General features: G+C 38.1%; 16 protein-coding genes, 16 tRNA genes and 1 rRNA gene. 3 read left to right on the top strand and 30 right to left on the bottom strand.

The genetic code is table 11. The features are described 5' to 3' along the window. Positions 1-34: 34 nt before the first annotated feature. The gene (locus ACQKM9_RS13290; RefSeq protein ID WP_427734932.1) at positions 35-724 is read left to right on the top strand and encodes a B3/B4 domain-containing protein; all 690 of its coding nucleotides are present in this window, start codon (positions 35-37) and stop codon (positions 722-724) included. A 114-nt stretch (positions 725-838) separates the two neighbouring features. Further along, positions 839-988: a hypothetical protein gene (locus ACQKM9_RS13285; protein WP_427734819.1), complete on the top strand. Its 150-nt coding sequence runs from the start codon at positions 839-841 to the stop codon at positions 986-988. A gap of 74 nt (positions 989-1,062) precedes the next feature. Here ACQKM9_RS13285 and ACQKM9_RS13280 read toward each other — a convergent pair whose 3' ends face one another. From ACQKM9_RS13280 to ACQKM9_RS13220, 13 genes are all read right to left on the bottom strand, one after another. Beyond that, positions 1,063-2,067 carry an ABC transporter ATP-binding protein gene (locus ACQKM9_RS13280; RefSeq protein ID WP_427734818.1) on the bottom strand — a complete coding sequence of 335 codons (1,005 nt, stop codon included), beginning with the start codon at positions 2,065-2,067 and terminating at the stop codon, positions 1,063-1,065. Further along, a complete protein-coding gene (locus ACQKM9_RS13275) occupies positions 2,064-2,993 on the bottom strand; it encodes an NlpC/P60 family protein (RefSeq protein ID WP_427734817.1) in 930 nt (309 codons plus the stop codon). Before ACQKM9_RS13275 ends, ACQKM9_RS13280 begins: the two co-directional genes overlap by 4 nt. 1 nt (position 2,994) lies before the next feature. Continuing rightward, positions 2,995-4,083 (bottom strand): dipeptide epimerase, encoded by a 1,089-nt coding sequence (locus ACQKM9_RS13270; protein WP_427734816.1) that lies wholly within the window; start codon positions 4,081-4,083, stop codon positions 2,995-2,997. Between the two features lie 18 nt (positions 4,084-4,101). Further along, positions 4,102-5,025 carry a S66 peptidase family protein gene (locus ACQKM9_RS13265; protein WP_427734814.1) on the bottom strand — a complete coding sequence of 308 codons (924 nt, stop codon included), beginning with the start codon at positions 5,023-5,025 and terminating at the stop codon, positions 4,102-4,104. A 100-nt stretch (positions 5,026-5,125) separates the two neighbouring features. Further along, on the bottom strand, positions 5,126-6,751 hold the full coding sequence (locus ACQKM9_RS13260) for a peptide ABC transporter substrate-binding protein (protein WP_427734813.1): 1,626 nt from the start codon (positions 6,749-6,751) through the stop codon (positions 5,126-5,128). Between the two features lie 61 nt (positions 6,752-6,812). Then, positions 6,813-7,838, bottom strand: a complete 1,026-nt coding sequence (locus ACQKM9_RS13255) for an ABC transporter ATP-binding protein (protein WP_427734931.1) — start codon at positions 7,836-7,838, stop codon at positions 6,813-6,815. 38 nt (positions 7,839-7,876) lie between these two features. Continuing rightward, positions 7,877-8,812, bottom strand: coding sequence for an ABC transporter permease (locus ACQKM9_RS13250; RefSeq protein WP_427734812.1), 936 nt, complete (start codon positions 8,810-8,812; stop codon positions 7,877-7,879). Next, positions 8,809-9,747 (bottom strand): ABC transporter permease, encoded by a 939-nt coding sequence (locus ACQKM9_RS13245; RefSeq protein ID WP_427734811.1) that lies wholly within the window; start codon positions 9,745-9,747, stop codon positions 8,809-8,811. Before ACQKM9_RS13245 ends, ACQKM9_RS13250 begins: the two co-directional genes overlap by 4 nt. 17 nt (positions 9,748-9,764) lie before the next feature. Then, entirely contained in the window at positions 9,765-10,589 is an 825-nt protein-coding gene (locus ACQKM9_RS13240) for a M55 family metallopeptidase (RefSeq protein ID WP_427734810.1), read from the bottom strand. A 314-nt stretch (positions 10,590-10,903) separates the two neighbouring features. After that, positions 10,904-11,824, bottom strand: a complete 921-nt coding sequence (locus ACQKM9_RS13235) for a S66 peptidase family protein (RefSeq protein ID WP_427734809.1) — start codon at positions 11,822-11,824, stop codon at positions 10,904-10,906. A gap of 540 nt (positions 11,825-12,364) precedes the next feature. Continuing rightward, positions 12,365-13,336, bottom strand: coding sequence for an ornithine cyclodeaminase family protein (locus ACQKM9_RS13230; protein ID WP_427734808.1), 972 nt, complete (start codon positions 13,334-13,336; stop codon positions 12,365-12,367). 267 nt (positions 13,337-13,603) lie between these two features. After that, positions 13,604-13,858: a cation:dicarboxylate symporter family transporter gene (locus ACQKM9_RS13225; protein ID WP_427734807.1), complete on the bottom strand. Its 255-nt coding sequence runs from the start codon at positions 13,856-13,858 to the stop codon at positions 13,604-13,606. A 37-nt stretch (positions 13,859-13,895) separates the two neighbouring features. Continuing rightward, complete coding sequence (locus ACQKM9_RS13220; RefSeq protein WP_427734806.1) at positions 13,896-14,906, bottom strand: proline racemase family protein; 1,011 nt, start codon at positions 14,904-14,906, stop codon at positions 13,896-13,898. 229 nt (positions 14,907-15,135) lie between these two features. Between ACQKM9_RS13220 and ACQKM9_RS13215 the strand changes: the two genes are divergently transcribed. Beyond that, entirely contained in the window at positions 15,136-15,675 is a 540-nt protein-coding gene (locus tag ACQKM9_RS13215) for a helix-turn-helix domain-containing protein (RefSeq protein WP_427734805.1), read from the top strand. A 402-nt stretch (positions 15,676-16,077) separates the two neighbouring features. Here ACQKM9_RS13215 and ACQKM9_RS13210 read toward each other — a convergent pair. The 17 genes from ACQKM9_RS13210 to rrf all read right to left on the bottom strand — a co-directional run bounded on the left by ACQKM9_RS13210 (position 16,078) and on the right by rrf (position 17,693). Next, positions 16,078-16,159: transfer RNA gene (locus ACQKM9_RS13210), tRNA-Leu, on the bottom strand. Between the two features lie 42 nt (positions 16,160-16,201). Further along, a tRNA-Cys gene (locus ACQKM9_RS13205) sits at positions 16,202-16,275 on the bottom strand. A 12-nt stretch (positions 16,276-16,287) separates the two neighbouring features. Continuing rightward, positions 16,288-16,362, bottom strand: a tRNA-Gly gene (locus tag ACQKM9_RS13200). A gap of 8 nt (positions 16,363-16,370) precedes the next feature. Beyond that, positions 16,371-16,442: transfer RNA gene (locus ACQKM9_RS13195), tRNA-Gln, on the bottom strand. Between the two features lie 6 nt (positions 16,443-16,448). Then, a tRNA-His gene (locus ACQKM9_RS13190) sits at positions 16,449-16,524 on the bottom strand. 44 nt (positions 16,525-16,568) lie between these two features. Then, a tRNA-His gene (locus ACQKM9_RS13185) sits at positions 16,569-16,644 on the bottom strand. 17 nt (positions 16,645-16,661) lie between these two features. Next, positions 16,662-16,735: transfer RNA gene (locus ACQKM9_RS13180), tRNA-Trp, on the bottom strand. A gap of 12 nt (positions 16,736-16,747) precedes the next feature. After that, positions 16,748-16,831 (bottom strand) — tRNA-Tyr (locus tag ACQKM9_RS13175). A gap of 9 nt (positions 16,832-16,840) precedes the next feature. Next, positions 16,841-16,916, bottom strand: a tRNA-Thr gene (locus ACQKM9_RS13170). A 7-nt stretch (positions 16,917-16,923) separates the two neighbouring features. Beyond that, positions 16,924-16,999, bottom strand: a tRNA-Phe gene (locus ACQKM9_RS13165). Between the two features lie 29 nt (positions 17,000-17,028). Further along, positions 17,029-17,105: transfer RNA gene (locus ACQKM9_RS13160), tRNA-Asp, on the bottom strand. Positions 17,106-17,108: 3 nt separating this feature from the next. Further along, positions 17,109-17,185: transfer RNA gene (locus ACQKM9_RS13155), tRNA-Met, on the bottom strand. A 22-nt stretch (positions 17,186-17,207) separates the two neighbouring features. Beyond that, positions 17,208-17,283 (bottom strand) — tRNA-Val (locus ACQKM9_RS13150). A gap of 14 nt (positions 17,284-17,297) precedes the next feature. Then, a tRNA-Glu gene (locus ACQKM9_RS13145) sits at positions 17,298-17,372 on the bottom strand. 22 nt (positions 17,373-17,394) lie between these two features. Next, positions 17,395-17,486 (bottom strand) — tRNA-Ser (locus ACQKM9_RS13140). A gap of 5 nt (positions 17,487-17,491) precedes the next feature. Beyond that, positions 17,492-17,566: transfer RNA gene (locus tag ACQKM9_RS13135), tRNA-Asn, on the bottom strand. A gap of 11 nt (positions 17,567-17,577) precedes the next feature. Continuing rightward, positions 17,578-17,693, bottom strand: a 5S ribosomal RNA gene (rrf, locus tag ACQKM9_RS13130). Positions 17,694-17,877 lie beyond the last annotated feature (184 nt).

The raw sequence follows: 17,877 nt of genomic DNA, 5'->3' as shown, positions 1-17,877 counted from the left end.
CTTGTGAAAATACAAAATATAGGTGATGTTCATGATAAAAGTTGCACTAGATTCTACTTTACTTAACAAAGTACCAGACTTTAAAATCGGCATTATCCATTATACCAAAATTGTCGTGTCTGAATCTCCTCAAATGATTAAAGGACGTACACAGTTATATCAAGAAAACTTATTTCTAGAATTACAGGACAGCCCTGTAACTGAGCGTGCTGGTATTTCTGAATGGCGTAAACTTTGGAAAGCGCTTGGTGCTGATCCAAATCGCTACCGTCACTCCGCTGAAAGTTTGATGCGTCGTATTGCCAAGCAAAACTACATCGCGCCATTTCATTCAGCGGTAGATGTAAATAATTTCTTTTCATTACAATACGAAATGCCAGTTGGAATATATGATATTGAAAATTTAGATGGTAATTTGACTGTATCTCTTGGTGATAAGGAAACGGGCTATGAAGGATTAAATGGCCGCTTTAATTCGCTACATAATATTATTGTTACGTCAGATGCAAAAGGACCTTTTGGTAGCCCCTTTGTTGATTCGAAACGGACAGCTGTGACAGAGAACACGACCGAAGCACTTCAAGTGTTCTATTTACGTCCATCTTTGTCTATTGAAAATAGCATTGCATTATTAGCGGCTGCAGGCAAAATGTTCTCACAAGTGCATGGCGGCGACTTCACAACAGGTCTATTATTCAATGCTCAACAATCTCTTGAAATTTAAGGAGGTTTTATAGTAGGAGCTATTACATTAGCAGAAGCAGTAAAACTGAAAAGCATATTAGCGAAAAAAGTACATGAGCTATCCTCTGAATTACAACGTGTCGCTTTTGTACAAGTGGAAAAAGGCGAAGAACACAAACCTTCAAAGCGTTCACTTACAGAAGTAGATACTGAACTTGAAGATGTTCGAAAAGATATTCGCTTACTAGATAACATATTAACTGTGACCAATGACCAACCAATGCAAAGGCCCACAAATTATTAGTTAAGCATCACCCGATCTGCCGTTACGAAAAAACGCGCTTCTCCTTCGTGGAGAGCGCGTTTTTTATATGTTATTTAGTGGGCAATCGTCTCAAATTGCTCCATCCCAAGCACTTCTTCATCATATAAATGGCAAGCTACATAATGCCCTTCGCTTTTTTCTAACCATTTTGGTTGTAGTTGTGAACAAACTGCTTTTGCCATTGGACAGCGGGTATGGAAAACACAGCCTGTTGGTGGATTGATAGGGCTTGGCAATTCCCCTTCAAGAATAATACGTTCCCTTTTCTCCTCTATATCCGGATCAGGAATAGGAATAGCTGATAATAAAGCTTGTGTATATGGATGTAGAGGATCATTGTACAATTGTTTACTTGTCGTCAATTCTACCATTTGCCCTAAATACATAACGCCAATTCGTTTTGAAATATATTTTACCATCGATAAATCATGTGCAATAAATAAATACGTTAAACCTTTTTCCTTTTGGAGCTTCTGCAATAGTTTTACCACTGAAGCTTGGACAGACACATCCAAAGCTGAAATCGGTTCATCGGCAATTATAAACTTCGGTTCAAGTGCTAATGCCCTGGCAATTCCGATTCTTTGACGTTGACCACCTGAGAATTCATGAGGATATCGATTGGCATGATCACGATTCAGACCAACATCCTCTAGTAGCTCATATACTCTCTCTTTTAGTTCTTCTTTCGATTTATTTAAATGATGGATTTCTATTGGTTCTGCAATTATTTCAAAGACAGTAGAACGCGGATTTAATGATGCATATGGATCTTGGAAAATCATTTGCATCTTTTTCAAGAAGTTGTTGCGTTCCTTCTCTGTCATTGAATGGACATCTTCATCCTCGAATAAGACTTTCCCATCTGTACGATTATACAGTCCTAAAATTGTTCTTCCTGCTGTAGATTTGCCACACCCAGACTCGCCAACTAACCCAAATGTCTCGCCTTCCATCACGTCAAAGCTTATACCATTTACTGCCTTTAATGTTGTACCTTTGCCTAAATCAAAATGTTTTTTCAAATTTTGCACCGATAAAATCACTTTTTCTGTCATGTTGTTTTCACTCCCGGTCCATAGCGTCTAACAGCACAGATTTCTTCCTCGAATATTGTGCCTGCAAGTTTTATTAGTTCAACCGATTTACCGGTTTGTGGAGAATGAAGCATTTGTCCTTTACCGTAGTAAAAACCTACATGCCTCACCGGCTTGGTACCCTTTTCATCTGCAAAGAATAATAAATCTCCAACTCGCCATTCCTCTTCATTGTCCTTTGATATAGCCATACCATATGTAGCTTGGTCACCTGCATCCCTCGGAATTCGTAGACCGCAAGCTTTTGCCATATTATAAGTAAAACCAGAGCAGTCATATCCATACGATGACATACCACCCCAAATGTACGGTAAATCCAAAAAGTAAAGACCAAACTGTACAGCCTTATCCATCGACTGTACAATGTCTCCTGTATATTTTATAGCACTCGATTTTAATACTTTTCCTCTTCCTGTTGGTGTATCAACGATATAATATTGTGCTTTCTCGTCTAATACAGGCAATATTGTATTAAAAGTTAAGACAATTTGTGGTGTAGCATCTTCAGACCATAATTGAGTTTTGTCCACATTCACAATGATACATTCCGTTGAATCCAAAAGTTTTTGTTTCGATAATTGCACCAAAGGTACCCAACCTGGATAGCCTCTTTCATCCTTATGGGTAGGTTGTAAGATGGCAATCACTTTTGCCCATTCTCCTTGAATTTCCTCTACTATTACAGGTTCTCCAAACAATAACTGCGTTTGGACTCTATTACTATCACATAAGTCTAAACGTTCTTTATAAGGAAGCGCTTCTAACCATTTAACTAGATGTACAGGGTTTGTAATAGCTGGCTGATCAATATCTCGAGCTGATTCTGGCTTCGTCCAAATAGATGCTACTGCAACTGAGCAATGCCAAATATTATGTAATGTGGTCATTTTAATTCCCCCCTGTATATACTTCTTCAATGCCTAATCCACAACATTCTGAGAAGGTAATATTTCTTTCTTTATATGTTACGCCCCCCTTGATTGTTTCAAATTTCAACATTAGAGGAGCATCAAAATCGTAATATTGTATATTTGGTTGACTAGCCGCAAAATGTGCTGCAGCGGTAATACCTATTTTGGTTTCTATCATACTCCCTGTCATACATTGCACCCCATAGCTTTCAGCTAATGCATTGATTTTCAAGGCTTGATAAATCCCTCCTGCTTTCATCAATTTAATATTAATTAAATCCGCTGCACGCATTTCTAAAATAGTTTTTGCATCATGAACTGAAAAGACACTTTCATCAGCCATAATTGGTGTTAATGTATGATCCGTTACAAATTTTAACCCATGCACATCATGTGCTATTACGGGTTGTTCAATCAATTCTATATCTAGACCTAAATCTTCCATTTTAGAAATGGCGTACACAGCTTCCTTTGCATTCCAACCTTGATTAGCATCTAGTCGAAGTTTCGTTTTATAGCCAATTTCATCTCGAATTGCTTTTATCCTAGCAATATCATCAGTAATTTCACCAATACCTACTTTTACTTTCAATACATTAAATCCCTTAGCAATATATTTTGATGCATCAGCTGACATTTCCTCCGGAGCATTAACGCTTACTGTATAATCAGTTTCTATCTCCTTTTTATATCCACCCAAGAACTGATGTAGGGGTAAATCTGCTCGTTGCGCAAATAGATCATACAATGCCATATCAATTGCCGCCTTAGCACTTGTATTTCCAACCAACGCAGTATGCAGCTTTTTAAAAACCTGCTCATAAAATCGGAGATCCTGCCCCTTTAATAATGGTGCAAACACTTTTTCAATTGCATATTGAATACTAGCCAAAGTTTCTCCTGTGATGACAAATGTTGGTGGTGCCTCGCCCCAACCTACCCGCCCATCTTCTACTGTTACACGTACATAAATGGATTCTGCGACCGTTACTGTGCGTAACGCAGTTTTAAATGGTTTTTTTAATGGTACTGCAACTTGAAATACATCAATAGATTGGATAATCATGACTTTTCACCCCTTCACTTATTGGACCCCCGGTAAAATGGTCAATGTTATATCATTCGCATTCAAAATAGCTTCTGCGCCTAACGGTATTGCAAAATGAGGTTCACAATGCCCAATTTTAAAGCCCTTTACTACTGGTACATTTAAAGCGCCTAAATAGTGAGTTAACACTTCTTCCAGATTTAATGAGACCTTTCTCTTTTTCGGCTCAGTATTGCTAAAATCACCTACAATAATGCCTGCTGCACCTTGCAATTTACCCGCTTGTCGTAATTGATTAAGCATACAATCTATTCTATAAGGCTCTTCATCTACATCCTCAATTAATAGAAGTTTTCCTCTCGTATCGACTTCAAATTCTGTTCCAAGTCCATTGGATAAAAGACTTAAATTACCACCTGTAATTTCTCCTTTTGCCACTCCTGCAACCATTGTCTCTAATGGTGAGTAATCCTCTGTATACTGTAACTCCATTGGTTGGAAAAGTTGTTTGAACATTTGACCTGACTTTTCTCGGAATGTAGGTCTACCAACATCCGAAGCTAACATTGGGCCATGAAAGGTAATGAAATTAGAGTACTTTCCTATCGCTGTATGTAGAAATGTAATATCCGAATAGCCCCAGAGGATTTTAGGATTATTTGCAAGGAGCTGAAAGTCGATTTTATCCGTATAACGTGCTGAGCCGTAACCACCACCAGCGCATATGATGCCAGCAATTGTAGGGTCCGCGAACATAGCATGTAGATCATTTAGTCTCTCTTCATCGGTACCTGCTAAATAACCATAAATATTCTCTACTGATGGACTAAATTTATAATGCAAACCAAGCCCTTCAAGAAATGTGAGTGAATGTTGTAAACTTTCCTGGTTTGGTGGACTAGATGGCGCTATAATCCCAATCGTGTCGCCCTTTTGAAGTCTCATAGGTCTATTTTTCATCATCATTTCCTCCCTTTCTAAAATAAATCAAGGAACGTAACATATACATTCCCTCACTTATTAAAGAAAGTGCAGTGCCTATAATAGGCACCGCTACTCTTTAGTTTTTGTCTGCCCATTTCAGTTCCGTGTAACCAACTGGATGGCGAACAATACCTGATACATTAGGTTTCTCTAATGACACTTGGTTATAGAAATATAATGGTACAATTGGCGCTTCGTCGATTAACACACGCTCTGCTTCTTGTAGAGTTTCCCATCGTTTTGTTGCATCTGTTTCTTGTTTAGCAGATTTAATCAAACTATCAAATTTTTTGTTTGACCATGCTGTACGGTTCATAGGGGAATCTGTAATAAAACTTTCAATTGCATTGATTGGATCTGCATAGTCATATAAGAATGATGAACGAGATGTTTGATGCTTCAGCTCTTTTTGTTCAGCTAAGAATACACTCGCTTCTACGTTTTGTAGTTTTGCATCTACACCTAGAGCATCTTTTATTTGACTTTGTAAAGCTACCGCAATATTTTGATGTTCTGGGCTTGTTGAATACGTTAATGTCACTTTTGGAAGCTTAGACCATCCTTCTTCTTTCATACCTTCTTTTAATAATTTCTTTGCCCCTTCTTTATCTAAAGAGACTAGGTCTCCAACTGATTCTCGGAATTCTTTACCGTCTGGACCTGTGAAGCCATATGTTACAAAACCATGCGCTGATTTCTCACCATTTTTCGTTACATATTGCACGATATTTTCTTGGTCTACTGCCTTAGCAAAAGCTTGGCGAATTTTTTTGTTTGTAAATGGCTTTTTCTCTACATTAAATCGGTAGAAGTATATGCCTGCTTGGTCTTCTACATGTAACTCTTTATCGTTCTTTAACTGTTCTGCTAGTTCTGCAGGTACACCCGATACATCTAGCTCATTTGATTTGTACATTTGATATTCAGTATTCGTATCATTCACCATTGCCCAATCAACTTTATCAAGCTTTACAGCGTCTTTATCCCAATATTGATCATTCTTTTTAAATACGAATTTCACATCATGCTCCCATTCTGATAAATTGAATGGTCCATTACCGACAAATGAATCTGCTTCTGCAAACCATTTTGGATTTTCCTTTGCAACTTTCTCATTTACCGGGAAGAAGCTTGGATTAGTAATTATGCTCAAGAACGCATCAGTTGGTGCATTCAGCTTCACTTCAAATGTCTTATCATCAGTCGCTTTAATAGCTACTTCCTCCGCTTTACCTTTTCCAGTGTTATAAGCTTCAGCGCCATCAATTGGATAAGCTAAGAATGCGGCTGGTGAAGCTGTTTCTGGATCAAGCATATGTAGCCATCCAAAAACAAAATCTCCCGCCGTTACTGCATCGCCATTTGACCATTTTGCTCCATCTCGAATTGTAAAAGTATAAGTTAATCCATCATCAGAAACAGCAATCTTTTCAGCTGTCGCTTCTACAGGTTGATCTTTGTCATTAAAGCGAACTAAACCTTCCATCAAGTTATTTAATGCATTCCAAGATACTGCATTAAAACCGACAGACGGATCGAAAGAAGTTGGTTCACTACCGTTATTTAAATAAAGTACTTTTTCCTTGGCATCTCCCCCACCCTCAGTGGATGACGGTTCTTTGCCTGCGTCTTTATTTGCCGTACAAGCGGATAAAACAATTGCAAATACTGCTACGAATAAAACTGTTAACCACTTTTTCATAAATAATCCCCCTTTAACTCTTTTGTGAAATATATTAAGCACAATGTGCCCCTCACCATTTTCAGTTAAATAAACCTTTTGCGCGTTCATCTTGTAACCAACAATCTACCTTATGCTTCTCAGATAGCGATGTTGCCACTGGATATACATGATTACAAACTTCCATCGCATATGGACATCTCGCTGTAAAAGCACAGCCTACTGGTGGCGCAAATAAATCAGGCGGTGTTCCTTCAATCGGCTCTAATTCTTCCTCTACTAAATCTAGTCTAGGAACTGAATTTAATAATCCTTTTGTATAAGGGTGTGTAGGTTCATAAAAGATTTCTCGCTTCGTACCTATTTCAATAATCTTGCCTGCGTACATAACTGCAATTCGATCGGCTATTTTAGCAACCACACCCAAGTCATGTGTTATTAAGATAATGGAGACGCCTGTTTTCTTTTGAATCTCTTCAAACAGTTCCAAAATTTGTGCTTGAATGGTTACATCTAAAGCTGTTGTTGGTTCATCCGCTATTAATAAGGTAGGTTCACAAATTAATGCGATTGCTATAACAATTCTCTGCCTCATACCACCAGAAAATTGATGGGGGTACTGGTTTAATCGTTCACTAGGATTTGATATTCCTACAAGTAAGAGCATTTCAATTGCCTTAGTTTTAGCTTCCGCCTTACTTATCTTATGATGCGTACGTAGCCCCTCAGTCAATTGTTCTCCAATTGTCATCGTTGGATTTAATGCAGTCATTGGATCTTGAAAAATCATAGACACATCTAGCCCTTGGATTTTACGAAGATCAGATTTTTTAAAAGAGGTTAAATCTTTTCCTTTAAAGATTACTTTGCCGTTTGTAATTTTTCCCGGGGGTTGTGGAATTAATCCCATAATCGCATTTGATGTAACGCTTTTACCACAACCAGATTCTCCTACAATGGCAAGTGTCTCACCTTTATGCAAATCAAATGTGACACCCCTTACAGCCTGAACTACGCCGCCAAATGTAGTAAAAGTCACTTGTAAATCTTCCACCTGTAAGATTTTTTCTTTCACTCTCTCTTTTCCCTCTAATGTTGGCTGCCCCATAGAATTGTTGTGCAGCGCTTGTTCACGTACCATGCCATTCACCCCCTTAATTTTGGATCAAGTGCATCTTGTAGCCCATCACCCAGAACATTAAATGCAAACATCGTTAATGAAATAAATAATGCTGGGAAAAACAATCTCCACCAATGTCCCGATAAAATAACAGGCAATGCATCGTTTGCCATTACACCCCAGCTGGCAAATGGCGCACTAATACCTAAGCCTAAAAAGCTTAGAAAGGCTTCTGCAAAAATTGCACTTGGCACTGTTAGTGTCATCTGTACAATAATTGGGCCCATAGTATTTGGTAACAGATTTTTTCGTATGATACGTGAAGTCTTAGCCCCAAAAGACTTAGAAGCTGTTACGAATTCATAATTTTTTAATTGCAACACTTGGCCACGTACAATACGTGCCATTCCTACCCATCCTGTAATTGTTAAGGCAACAATGATTGTTGTTAAGCTAGATCCCATTACGACCATTAACAAAATAACTACAAGTAAATGTGGAAGACCATATAAAACTTCAATGATTCGCATCATAATTAAATCCACTTTACCACCCTTATAACCACTTATACCGCCATAAATAATACCTATAAAAAAATCTATAAGTGCTGCCATCAAACCTACAAACAAAGAAATTCGTGCGCCATACCATGTTCTTGTAAACACATCTCGCCCTGCTTCATCCGTTCCAAACCAATGCGTCATAGAAGGCGCTTTATTTTGACTAGGGTAATCAGTGGCTGTAACCAAATACGGAGAAAATATCGGAACAAATATAGCCATAATGGCAAGGAATATTAAAAAAAACATCCCTAACATTGCTAACTTATTCTTTTTTAACTTACGCCAAGCATCTGCCCAATACGATAATGACGGCCTTACAACCATTTCAGCCTTCTCCAAATTTTTCGCTTTAGGCTTAAACCACACGTCTTTTATTTCATCGTCTTTTATATTGGTCATGATGATTCACCTTCTTTTTTGTGCAATTTAATACGCGGATCTAAAATGCCATATACGATATCAACTAGGAATAGCATGAATACTAAAAATGCACTATAAAAAACAGTTGAGCCCATGATTACGGGATAGTCACGATTATTAATGCTTTCAACGAAGTATTTTCCCATACCTGGAATTGCGAAAATACGTTCAATAACGAAGGTGCCTGTTAAAATTCCAGCTAGCATCGTCCCCATAATTGTCACGATAGGCATCATCGCATTTCGTAGTGCATGCCGGATTATTATTCTAGACGGTTTCAAACCTTTTGCTCTAGCCATCTTTATATAATCCTGTGTCAGTACCTCTAACATGCTAGAACGAGTAAGCCTTGCAATAATCGCCATAGGTCCTGTTGCTAATGCTAAAGTAGGCAATATCATATGAAGCGGGCTCTGCCAAGTTGCCGCGGGTAACCACTTCAGTTCACCTGCAAAAATTTGAATAAGCAAAGTTGCTAAAATAAAGTTAGGAATTGAAATACCTATAACCGCAAAAGTCATCGCAAAATAATCAATTATTCCGTTATGCCGGAGTGCTGCTAAAGTGCCTAACGTTACCCCTGATAAAACCGCAACTAGTATCGTTATGATCCCTAGCTCAAATGAAATAGGGAATCCCCTGGCCAATAAGCTATTAACAGAGTCATTTGGTTTCTTAATAGAAGGACCAAAATCGAACGTAACTATCGCCTTTAAATAGTTCATATATTGCACCGGCAATGGCTGATCTAGCTTATAGTATTTTTCTAGATTTTCTTGAATTGTAGGATTTGAAGTACGATCATCATCAAATGGTGATCCTGGTATTGCATGCATTAAAAAAAACGTCAATGTCGCAATAAGCAACACTGTTAAAACCATCATGAAGAAGCGCTTTATAATATATTGAATCATTCAAACCCTCCTCCTTGTCAGCAATATCGTGTTTGGTATGCCAACTCTGCCATTACAAGCATTGCTCTATATGCTTCTAGAATATCTTTTGCCTTAAATTCCACCATTGTTGTGCCTTCAATAATTCTCGTTCCTGGCATTAATGCAGCCCACTCGGCTTGCCCATAATTTGTGAATTCTATACGTAATGTTGGTGTAGCTGGTGGTACAAGTGGTTTAATTGAATCTTTTTTCGCAATCGCTTCAGCCGCCTTTTCAGCTAACAATGCATGTGCTTTTTTAGGATGTAGTGTCTTCACAGCCGATCTTGAAATTGATTCTTTTACTGCTGCAGTTACAACACCAGGAATAAGTGCCTCAATCTCACGACAAGCACAATCATCACCAGCTAGAAAAATAACTGGCACCCCAAAATAACCAGCCACATATGAATTAAAGCCAATTTCACCAATTTCCACATCATCAATGAACATTGTTCGAATGCTAAATGTCATTGAATGGCTCATTACTCCAGGTTGCCCTGCTCTCGCATGATATCCTGCAAACATTACCCCATCAAAAGTTTCATCTACGTTTTGAACCATTGAGAGCGGCTTTAAATCTCCCGTGATCAAATCTGCATCCTCATGCAATTCCTCAACTAACAAATTATTCATTTTGGAATGGCTATCGTTTACTAGCACTTCTTTCGCTCCACTTTTAAAAGCAGCACCTATTATCGCATTGGCCTCATCTGTCATAATTTTTCTAGAGTGTTCATAATTATTTTCTGATTGAGATACAAAAGTGTAATCTGGTAAACCCGTAATCCCTTCCATGTCTACTGATAAAAAATACTTCACTCTACCACTCCTATCATTTTTATAATATTCTGATAATATCATAAAAATACATTAACAGAAATTTACTTTAATATCAATTATTTATAAATTAATGAATTTACTTTTTCATTCCATCATTACATGGATATATTAATAGAAATAAATAAAAAACTCACCTCTAAGAGAGATGAGTAACATAGTAAATGTTATTTATTTTAAGCAAAATTTATTAACAAGAAGTTATTGTATTATAAGGTAACGATTGAAGAATTATGCCTAAACCCATTGAATTTCCAACTATTATTTAAGCAGTGAATTTACCTAACTGTATGGTATCACTGAACACCAGGTAAAATAGCTAAATGCTTACGATCTGCATCTAAAATTGCGTCCACACCTAATGGAATTGCTACATTTGGTTCACAATGTCCAATTTTGAATCCTTTCACTACTGGTTTACCTAAATTACCAAAATAATGAGCAAATACTTCATCTATTGTGAGTGAATCTACATATTCTTTAGGCTCTGCGTTTGTAAACTCTCCGATAATAACACCTGCTACTTCATCTAGCTTACGTGTTAGCTTTAACTGATTGAGTAGACCATCAATTTGGGCTGGCTCTAAACCAATATCTTCAATAAGCAATATCTTTCCTTTAGTATCGATTTCATACTTAGTACCAATACTGCTGACAATTAACGTTAGATTTCCACCTACTAGTTCTCCTCTTGCAGCTCCACCAGAAACTGCTGTAAGCGTAGAGATATCTTCTTCATAGTGAATCTCAGCAGGTTCAAACAACTGCTTAAACATATGCTTAGAACGTTCTGCTACATCTTCTCGCCCCATACTTGATAAAGTTGGACCATGAAAAGTCACAATATCAGAATACAAACCAAAAGCGGTATGTAAATACGTAATATCTGAAAATCCCCAGAAGATTTTAGGATTCTCCTCTAGTAATTGATAATCAATACGTTCTGCAATACGCGCAGCTCCATACCCTCCACTAGCACAGAAAATAGCAGCAATATTAGGATCTTCAATCATTTCATGTAAATCCGATAAACGTTCCTCATCAGTTCCTGCCAAATAACCATTCTTCAGTTGTACAGACTTTCCAATAACGTATTTCAGGCCAAGCTCCTCTAAAAAAGCGAATGACTTTGTTAACTTCTCTAAATTTGGTGGACTAGCAGGTGCAATTATCCCAACCGTATCTCCAACCTGCAATCTCTTTGGACGTATTTTCATTTCTTAAAACTCCTAATAATATATTCTGTTCTTATTTCTACTTTAACAAACTCTATATATGAAAAGCGAATAAAGAAGCATTCATTGACTTACTTATTCCCGATGTATTATCACTCTGCTGTAAAACCACTTTAAAATAGGTTACAATATGTAACTTTTATTACATTGTGAACTGTTAATATCAAAACCTCTACCATCCAGTAAATTGCTAAGCGGTCTATATGCAGACATATACAAAAAAAAAGGAGCACTCTTTCAGCCCCTCTCTTTTCTAAACATCTATTTCTTTAAATGCTACAGGAAGCTTCTCAAATTCCTCATTACTCTCGATCACAAATAAGTTCTCATCGACTTTCATTCGGAAAGAGAATATTTCAATATTTTCTTCCATTTCTTTATTAGTATATTCTACAAAACCGACAGTAGTGTATTTGATGTCATCAACAGTTAACTAACTTAGCTCTTTAAGTTCCAGTTCCCTGGTATCTTCCATAACTATTAAATATGGCACCAATATGCCTAGTTATTTAGTCAATTTGCTTATAATTCCACATGCACCCCTGCTTTATTCGCAATGGCCTTATCATACAAATATTTCGCGACAACTATATCTGCAATCGCAAGACCCACAGATTTAAAAACGGTAATTTCCTCATCATTTTCTCTACCTGGTCGTTCCCCACTTACCACTTTTCCAAGCTCTGCATGAATACCAGTTTCAGAGAACACTCCTTCTTGAATCGGCATATGTAAATCGCCTGTCTCTTCCAGAGCTGCGTCTTTTGCTTCTACAATAACTTTATGTGCTGAAGCAATTGCACTTGACGGTAATTCCTGCATCGTTGGACGGAATGAGCCCACCGCGTTTACGTGCGTACCTGGTTTCAATGCTTCAGTGAAGACCGGAATTGTCGAGCTCGTTGCAGTCACTAGAATATCTGCTTTACGCACTACTTCATTTGGATTATCATAAAGCACTGTTTTCACATTAAAGTTTTCTTCTAAGAACTGAGCAAACTCTTTAGCTTTTGCATCACTACGATTAAATAAATGGATTTCTTCAATAGATCTTGCAGCCATAACTGCTTCACAAAGACCTTTTGCCTGTTCACCAGTTCCAATAACACCTAGTACTTTCGCATTTTCACGTGCAAAGTACTTTGTCGCAACACCCGATAATGCACCTGTTCGAATAAGAGTTAAAAAAGAGCCTTCAAGCAAAGCTAACGGTTCACCAGTTTCAATATCAGACAATAAAACGACACCCTGAATAGTTTTGCCAGTTTTCTTATTATCGGGAACAACCGTTACATACTTCACCCCCATTGTTTGCAACTCTTTTGCAACGGAAGGCATGACAAGTCCTGTATTTGATAGGCCAAAAGGAAGTGACAACCGAATTGGTGTTTCAGTTCTCGATGCGGAAAATTCATTTAATGCTTGCGCAACACAGTCCATTACCTCATTCATATCCATCAAATTCTTTTGTTCACGTGCACTTAAAATCAACATATCTTTTCCTCCAGTACTGAAATTCCCACCAAACACAAGTTACTCTATGAGATTATTGAACCACCATTTTTGATTCTGGCAAGGAAGCTTCCTTAGCTTCTTCAAGAGATTCTATTTCATCGCCAAAATGCGTGTGCACAATTGCGGTTCCCGTTAAATCACCAGCGATATTATTTACTGTGTTTCCAGTATCAATAAGTGGTTATACAGCAGCATAAATTGCTACTATTTCAAGTGGTAATCCTAATGTGGACATTAATATTGCCATCATGACAATATCTGCACCCCTTGCAGAACCTCAATCGATTTTAATGATTTCATTCCTGGTAAATTTGTAATACCATCAATTAGAACAAAGAAAGTCAACGGTACAATTAACGTTTGAAGGAATCTGATGAATATATGACCGATTGGTTTAAGATAACCTGTTTGCTGTCCAAAAACCAAACCAATAATTATTCCAATCACTGCACCAATTGCGACTTGGATAAAAAAATTCTTCTTTTTCCACCACTTTAACATCTTACACCGTCCATTCTTTCTCTAAAGCTCGAAACTATCAAATCTCTTCCAGTAAAAATCCTCTTGGTAAAGTGTCGCGTGGATCAACTAAAAATTGGTGGAAACCTGTTAAGAAAGCTTCTCCTGTAACTTTTGGAATGACCGCTTGATACCCCACTACATTGCTAATCGATAAAATCTCTCCAATGAATTGGCCATCTGTGATACTTTCGTGAACAAAGCTTCCCTGGTCTTCTAATTCACCATGTGCATAAAGGCTTGCTAGTCTTGCGCACGTACCTGTACCACAAGGTGAGCGGTCGATTTGTTCATCTGCAAAAATTGTAACATTGCGCAAATCTGCATTCTCTCCTACTGGATCATCTGAGAAAATAACACCATAAATGCCACGAAGACCACTTTCAAGTGGATGAACTACATCTATTTTATCTTCGATGTATCGTTTGATTTTTGTTCCCCATTTTTGAATTGCAGGTAAATCTTTAGTATTTACTTTCAAGCTCATCTCTTTGCTTTTAACAACTGCGTAGAAAGCACCTCCAAATGAGATATCAACATTGAATTCATAACCATCAATACTTACAGGCATATCTTTTTCCAATACAAATGACGGAACATTTTCAAAAGAAACCGCTTCCACAATAGAACCATTGCATTTTGCATAAGCTACTATTTCACCTGCAGGACTATCGATGATAAATTTCTGATTTTCTTCTGTCACGATGAAACGACCTGTTTCTATCCCCATCGTGATCACACCAACAATTCCATGTCCACACATCGTACTCCAACCTTCATTGTGCATAAACAGTACTCCAAAATCTGCATGAGGGCTTGCAGGGGGCGTAATAATACATCCATACATACCATGATGCCCCCTCGGTTCAAGCATCAGTACTTCTCTTATATAATCAAGATGTTCCATGCAATAAGCACGTCTTTCCAATTGCGTATCACCTTTTATCTCGGGTAGCCCGTCCGTTATTATTCGTAATGGTTCGCCTGCAACATGTACATCAACTGTTGTATATACTTTTTTAATAATCATTTAAATCTCTCCAATCCAATTTTTAATATACTGTTTCAAAATTACTTATAAAAAGAGTCTCTAGTTATTTATTAACATATGTTTTATAATTTAAGTGTAAGTTCAACATTATTGAAGTATTACTTAAATTATAATAACCTAATATTAGATTAGAGTTAATATTCTGTCAACTTTATTTTTTAAATATATAATGTTGTATGCATTACATAAATTGAGATGAGGTATTGTTATGGACAAAACAATTGGAGATAAAATTAAAAGCCTACGAAAAGAAAGAAAATTAACCCTTAAGGAAATTGCAGATAAGACTAATCTATCCATCAGTTTTCTATCACAAGTTGAGCGTATGAAATCATCTCTAACACTGGAATCGCTCAAGAAAATATCCGAAGTACTTCAAGTAAATCCTAGTTACTTTTTCAACACAGAAACAGAACAAAATCAGCCTACTGTCATTCGGGGAATTAATAACAGTGCGGATTTGACTGTCAACCAATTCGTTTACAAGGACCTGTCCGGCAATCATACAGGCCTTGGCTTTAACCCACTTCTAATAATTCTTAATCCTGGAGAAAACAAGGGGAATCAATTTACTCATCACGGAAAAGAATTTCTGTATGTTTTAGATGGTAAGCTGACCGTACAAATTAATGATGAAGAATATCATTTAAAAGAACATGACTCCATTATCATCGACTCTAGTAGTCCGCATTATTGGTTGAATCTCGCAAATAAACCTGTTAAATTTTTATGTGTTTCTTCGGAATAAAAGTCAATAAATCTTGATCTTGTTTCTATAACTGCTAATAATAAAAAAGAGGAGAGAAATTTCCCTCCTTTTTTTAGTCCTTTCCCCCTCTTCATTAAGTTCATAAAATATTGTAGTAACCTACTCAAACTCCTAATCAATCTCCATTATAGATAATTCCACCTCCAATTTTGCAATATCTTATTTAGAAAACCAGCACCTTATAGCTAACATTGAATGACTGTGCCTATAGAGTATCTTGTACTTAAATGCCACTATTGTTATTCCTTCAATTATGAACTTTGTTAAATTACAAAAAGTCATTGCTGATGATTAATTTCACTTCGCTATTCACAGAAAGAAATTTAGACAACAAAAAAGAGCTCTCGTAATGAGAACTCTTTAGAAAATTTATATTTAGGATACCGGTGGTCGGGGTCGAACCGACACTCTCGAAAGAACACGATTTTGAGTCGTGCGCGTCTGCCAATTCCGCCACACCGGCATAATATGATTATAGATCATTTTTAGTTATTTTTAAAATAATTGGAGGCGGCAACCGGATTTGAACCGGTGGTAGAGGTGTTGCAGACCTGTGCCTTACCACTTGGCTATGCCGCCGTAAATAAAAAATGGAGCGGAAGACGAGGTTCGAACTCGCGACCCCCACCTTGGCAAGGTGGTGTTCTACCACTGAACTACTTCCGCAAATTTAACTGGGGTACCTGGATTCGAACCAGGGCATGACGGAATCAAAATCCGTTGCCTTACCGCTTGGCTATACCCCAATAATATGGGGCGACTGATGGGAATCGAACCCACGAATGCCTGAACCACAATCAGGTGCGTTAACCACTTCGCCACAACCGCCATAATATTATTATATCTGAATTGTTTTATTGTCAAAAATTAAATGGGGCGACTGATGGGAATCGAACCCACGAATGCCTGAACCACAATCAGGTGCGTTAACCACTTCGCCACAACCGCCATTATATAATTTAAATTGGCAGGGGCAGTAGGAATCGAACCCACATCAAAGGTTTTGGAGACCTCTATTCTACCGTTAAACTATGCCCCTAAAATAAAAAAATGGTGGAGGGGGACGGATTCGAACCGCCGAACCCGAAGGAGCGGATTTACAGTCCGCCGCGTTTAGCCTCTTCGCTACCCCTCCAGAAAAACATGGTGCCGGCGAAAGGAGTCGAACCCTCGACCTACTGATTACAAGTCAGTTGCTCTACCAACTGAGCTACACCGGCATTATTATGGTGGGTCAGGACGGAATCGAACCGCCGACACTTAGAGCTTCAATCTAATGCTCTACCAACTGAGCTACTGACCCATAATAATTTAATATTCTTTTTAAAAAAATGGCGGTCCGGACGGGACTCGAACCCGCGACCTCCTGCGTGACAGGCAGGCATTCTAACCAACTGAACTACCGGACCATTTGGTTGCGGGGACAGGATTTGAACCTGTGACCTTCGGGTTATGAGCCCGACGAGCTACCGAACTGCTCCACCCCGCGATAATGGTATTATTAATTTAAATGGTGGAGGATGACGGGATCGAACCGCCGACCCCCTGCTTGTAAGGCAGGTGCTCTCCCAGCTGAGCTAATCCTCCGGATATGTTATAAATGGTGACCCCTACGGGATTCGAACCCGTGTTACCGCCGTGAAAGGGCGGTGTCTTAACCGCTTGACCAAGGGGCCATATAATAAATTAAAATGTGTATGGCGGAGAGCAAGGGATTTGAACCCTTGAGACAAGGTTACTCGCCTACACGATTTCCAATCGTGCTCCTTCGGCCACTCGGACAGCTCTCCAAAAATGGCTCCGAAGGTAGGACTCGAACCTACGACCGTCCGGTTAACAGCCGGATGCTCTACCACTGAGCTACTTCGGAATAATATGATCGCCTAGCAACGTCCTACTCTCACAGGGGGAAACCCCCAACTACCATCGGCGCTAAAGAGCTTAACTTCTGTGTTCGACATGGGAACAGGTGTGACCTCTTTGCCATCGTCACTAGACTATTGTATTACCTAAGGACAAGAATAATTATATCATCTTTTTTAAAATTTAGCAAGTGTTTTTTGCTATTTTAGAAAAGTTTTTATTATTCTCTCAAAACTGGATAAATTACATTGAAGTTTGTTAAGTAAAATTTGGTTAAGTCCTCGATCTATTAGTATTCGTCAGCTCCGTATGTCGCCA

The sequence above is a fragment of the Viridibacillus sp. NPDC093762 genome (genome assembly GCF_050279675.1).
In the GTDB taxonomy this organism is placed as follows: domain Bacteria; phylum Bacillota; class Bacilli; order Bacillales_A; family Planococcaceae; genus Viridibacillus.
The sequence above is the reverse complement of the archived record's forward strand: the minus strand, read 5'-3'. Positions and strand labels throughout refer to the sequence as shown.